Source organism: Microcoleus sp. Pol7_A1, assembly GCF_036701085.1.
GTDB lineage: Bacteria > Cyanobacteriota > Cyanobacteriia > Cyanobacteriales > Microcoleaceae > Microcoleus > Microcoleus asticus.
The window spans coordinates 1-4,406 of record NZ_JAUBQD010000132.1 but is presented as its reverse complement, the minus strand read 5'-3'; the positions used below and the strand labels follow the sequence as shown (position 1 = coordinate 4,406).

The following is a 4,406-nucleotide window of genomic DNA, read 5'->3' as shown; positions in this document are numbered from 1 at the left end:
TGTTGATGGTGAAGGATGCGATCGACCCGTCGGGGTCGCTTCCTCCAAGTCCTGCGATCGCCACAGCGCTGCTGGGGCCGATCTCAAGGTTGACGTTGTTAGCTACGGGCGGTTGGTTTGGCACCGGCAGCAGCGCCGATACAGTAGCGCTGGCGGGGCTGGTGGCACCCTGGTTGTCTGTAGCGCTGTAGGTGAAATTTGCTGTTGTAAAGTTGGCTGTCGATTGGAAAAATAATTGGTTAATGTCAGCAGGTGTCAGAATTTGACCGGCGGTGACAATCGTGCCGCCTGTAGCGGGATTGCCTAAAAATATCAGCCCTTCATTTGCTGGTGGGACGGTGTTGATGGTGAAGGATGCGATCGACCCGTCGGGGTCGCTTCCTCCAAGTCCTGCGATCGCCACAGCGCTGCTGGGGGCGATTTCGAGGTTGACGTTGCTAGCTATCGGTGGTTGGTTGGCGGGAGTGGGAGTCGGAGTCGGTGCGGGAGTTGGAGTCGGAGTCGGGGCAGAGGCGATGCTGGTAGTAACAGTTGCGCCGGGCTCGCTGCCGTTATTGTTGCCGGGATTCGGGTCATTCGTGGTTGAGGCACCTCTTGCCGTGTTGCTGACAGGGCCGGTCGCCGGGACTGGGAAAGTGACTCTCCGGCTGACCGTAACGCCGTCAGCTAAGCTGGCAATGGGCGGAAAGCTGACAATGCCTGTGGCTGGGTCGTAAATACCGCCGTTGGATGCTGTAACGCCGGTTAAACCGGGAACGATGCTGTCTGTAAGGGTGATGTTGGTAGCCGGACTCGGCCCACTGTTAGTTGCCGTAATTGTGTAGGTGACAGTCGATCCCGCAGTCGCAGTAAGGGGTCCGGTTTTGAGCGTCACTACATCGGCGCTATCGGCGATCGTGGTGGTGACTCGCGCTTGGGGGCTGCTGCCGTTGTTGTTGGCAGGATTGGGGTCTGGGCTAGTTGAGGTACTGCTAGCTGTGTTGGCGATGGGGCCGCCGGTGACGGGAACTGCGAAACTAACTGTTCTGTTGGCGCTGGCTGCGCTGGCTAGGGATGCGATCGCCGTCCAAGTCACAATACCTGTAGTTGCGTTGTAACTTCCGCCCTCCGAGACGCTGACTCCTGTTAAGCCCGGAACAATGGTGTCGGCGATCGCCACATTGGTTGCCGGACTCGGCCCACTGTTAGTGGCAGTAATTGTGTAGGTCACTGTCGAGCCTGCCGCCGCAGTAGCGGGCCCGGTTTTGACAGTCTCTACATCGGCACTCTGGGTGATAGCAGTGGTAACTCGCGCTTGGGGGCTGCTGCCGTTGTTGTTGGCAGGATTGGGGTCTGGACTCGTTGAGGTGCTGCTAGCAGTGTTGGCGATCGGGCCGCCGATGACGGGAACTGCGAAACTGACGGTTCTGTTGGCGGTGGCTGCGCTGGCTAGGGATACGATCGCCGGCCAAGTCACTATACCTGTAGTTGCGTTGTAAGTTCCGTTGTCCGATGGGCTGACTCCTATTAAACCAGGAACAATGGTGTCGGCGATCGCCACATTGGTTGCCGCACTCGGCCCACTGTTAGTGGCAGTAATTGTGTAGGTCACTGTCGAGCCTGCCGCCGCAGTAACGGGCCCGGTTTTGAGCGTCACTACATCGGCAATATCGTTCGTGATAGTGGTGGTGACTCTCGCCTCCGGGCTGCTGCCGCTGTTGTTGGCGGGTACGGGATCGATCGTGTTGCTGCTGCTGAATACACTGTTTGTAATAGCGCCGATCGTAGTTGGGGCGGTAACGGTGACAGTACGGGTGACACTGGCCCCAACAGGTAAATTCGGAATAGTTTGCCAGGTGACCAGTCTCGTTGTCGGATTGAAAGTGCCGCCGCTGTCAGCACTTTCAAATACTGCCCCTCGGGGCAGTTGGTCTTCAACCAGCACGTTTTCTGCCGGGTTGGGACCATTATTTACTGTCGTAATTGTGTAAGTAATGGTGCTGCCCAGTGCCGCAGCGGGCGGGCCTTTTTTCGTTGTCGCAACATCTGCTGTAGTCAGCGGCACGTCTATAGTTTGGATAGACAAAGTGCGAACGTCGTGAATATTTGTTGCGTCTCCCGTTGAACCAGCAAAACCAAATTTGAATGTTGGCGGGATTGGCCCGTTTATTGCCTCTAAATCGCCAATGTCGATAATAGTCTCGCCCACATCTGTAAACGAACCATCATTGTCGAGATCGAAGCTAACAGTAAGCTGACGACTGTTAGGCGTTCCAGAAGTGGGAGGTTCCAAAATAACTTGAACTCTTCTTCTGGCTGGTTCGCGAGTAGTAGTAATGGCGTTGATCGGCGGAATTACGGAATTGGGAATATTATCTATTCCCCCCGGCAAATAGTTAGAAGTTAAAAACTGATATTGCGTATCTTCGCTACCTCGAAGTGTTATCGAATCTGGTCTAATCCCCCCCGGAATTCCGCCTACACGCCCAGAAGTTGTAGTTGAGAAATTTCCGAATTCATCCAATCCAATTCCTAAATAACCTCCCCGTAAACCGGACTGATTTGTATCTGTATTTTGGGCGTAGCCGAGAGAACCTCCATAACCTCCAGCTTGTGTTGGCGTCACAGTACCGTCAATTAAAAAGAAACTTATGCCGTCCCCTGTCAAATTACTGGGTAAATTCGGACGTGCAGTGCCGTTGTAGGCAAATATATCGAAGACAATTTTAAGGCCGCTGCTGGCTGGTACTGGACTGTTATAGATGGCAAAAGTAGATTGGTCAAAACTTCTTGAAGTTAATCTCAAAGCCCCGCTGCCGGGCTGGTCGATATTCAAACCCGGAAAACTCTCCGTTCCGGTTCCTGCTGTTAAAGCTGGAGCGTCTGACGTGCCGGTGACCCCAGATATCCAAGGCCCTATTAGACTTGCATCTTGAAAAGTTTCGTCAACTAAAGTAATTAGGACAGCGCTGTAAGTTTCCTGCGTTTTTGTTTCAAAGGCTATTGCCGTTTTTACTCGTCCTGCTGTAACATTTAATTGCCAGTTTCCTCCTAATTTTGCACTGCCAATTAAATTGTTAGAAGCGGCTATATTTGCGCCTGTTAATTCTCTCAGCTTCCGCACGAAAGCAATCCCTGATTTTCCAGCCCCAACCCTGCAAGCTAATAATAAAATATCGGCTTTTTTGTGGAAGGCTTTTCGCCACTGCTGCAAATGCCGATCGTACTTTAGTAAGTTTTCATCCTTTAGTAAAGTTGACCCCAATTGCACGGAAGCTTCATTGCCGTGAGCCACTATCTGAAGGCTGGCAATTAAGCTGCGTTTAGCTAGAATCTCGGTAATTTGTTCTACTCCGTCCCGAGTTTTATCGAGGACAATTATCTCTGTCCCCGGTTTGACTCCGCTGGCAAGATGCTGATAATTCTCTACCCTCGGGTCGATGCAAACTAAATGTTTTTTATGCTCGGTATTGACGCTAAGACTCGCTTTTGTTAAACAGTAAATATCGAGCGCCGGATCGCCCGCTAATGGCTCTCCAATCACAGGAGTTTTTATGCAGTCTTTGTCGCGGCGATCCCAACTTAATTTTTGAATTTGGGAAGAGTAGTTGCACCATAATTTCTTCATGAGTTAGATAGCTCCTTGACCTGTTAATTGTCAACCTTCAGCGCCAGATATTATTGTTAATTGCTAATCGGCAATTTTTAATTGCTAATTTCTCGGCTTCGCATAGTTAACAAATTCCATTTACTGCGATTTTTATTTGATCGGCATCTTCCCAAAGTAGCAGTTAGCGGCATTTACCTCGGAAATTAGGCATTTTTTTAGCCAAGTCAGACTGGGCTAAAAATTATTGTTTGATGCAAAAAAAGTGGCGCGATGTACGAAAATACGCCGTGGAGTGCAATATTTATTTGCAAAAACCAGTTGACAATTGTTTTTATTTGTAGTAATAACGGCTGGAACAGTCAGAATTTTATTAGGACTTGAGTCCAGATAACAAACCAATTTTATGGTAGTCAATCAGCCCAAGATCGCATAATATTTATCCGGTAAAATAACCGTTATAACTTTTGTAGTTATCAACTCCGTTTGTTGAGCTTTTTCAGAAACAAATCACTCGCTCAAAGCTGTTTCAGGGTAGTGAAAAAAGCGAACATTAAATAAATCACGAGCTTGATGTTATTTAATTAACAAATCTTCTCCTAACGCGGTTTATTTAACAAAGCGAGCGTGTATAATAGCGGCAAAAGCCAGCGCATTAAATGCGCTTTTATCCTGAGCGCGCCCCAGCCACAAAATCGAGAGAAGTGAGAGAATTATTAGCCCCAAAAACCTGAGCCAAAACATCCCCACTGCCAGCAAATTTCACTAAAAAGCCATTCGCAGTCGAGTTAATTTGCAACGCTTCAAAACTCAAACCCTC

The 4,406-nt window shown here is 49.6% G+C and carries 1 protein-coding gene; it reads right to left on the bottom strand.

The genetic code is table 11. From position 1 onward, the window contains the following. On the bottom strand, nt 1-3,607 hold a 3,607-nt coding region (locus QUA20_RS31385; RefSeq protein ID WP_333194238.1), incomplete at its 3' end, for a DUF4347 domain-containing protein. Nucleotides 3,608-4,406 lie beyond the last annotated feature (799 nt).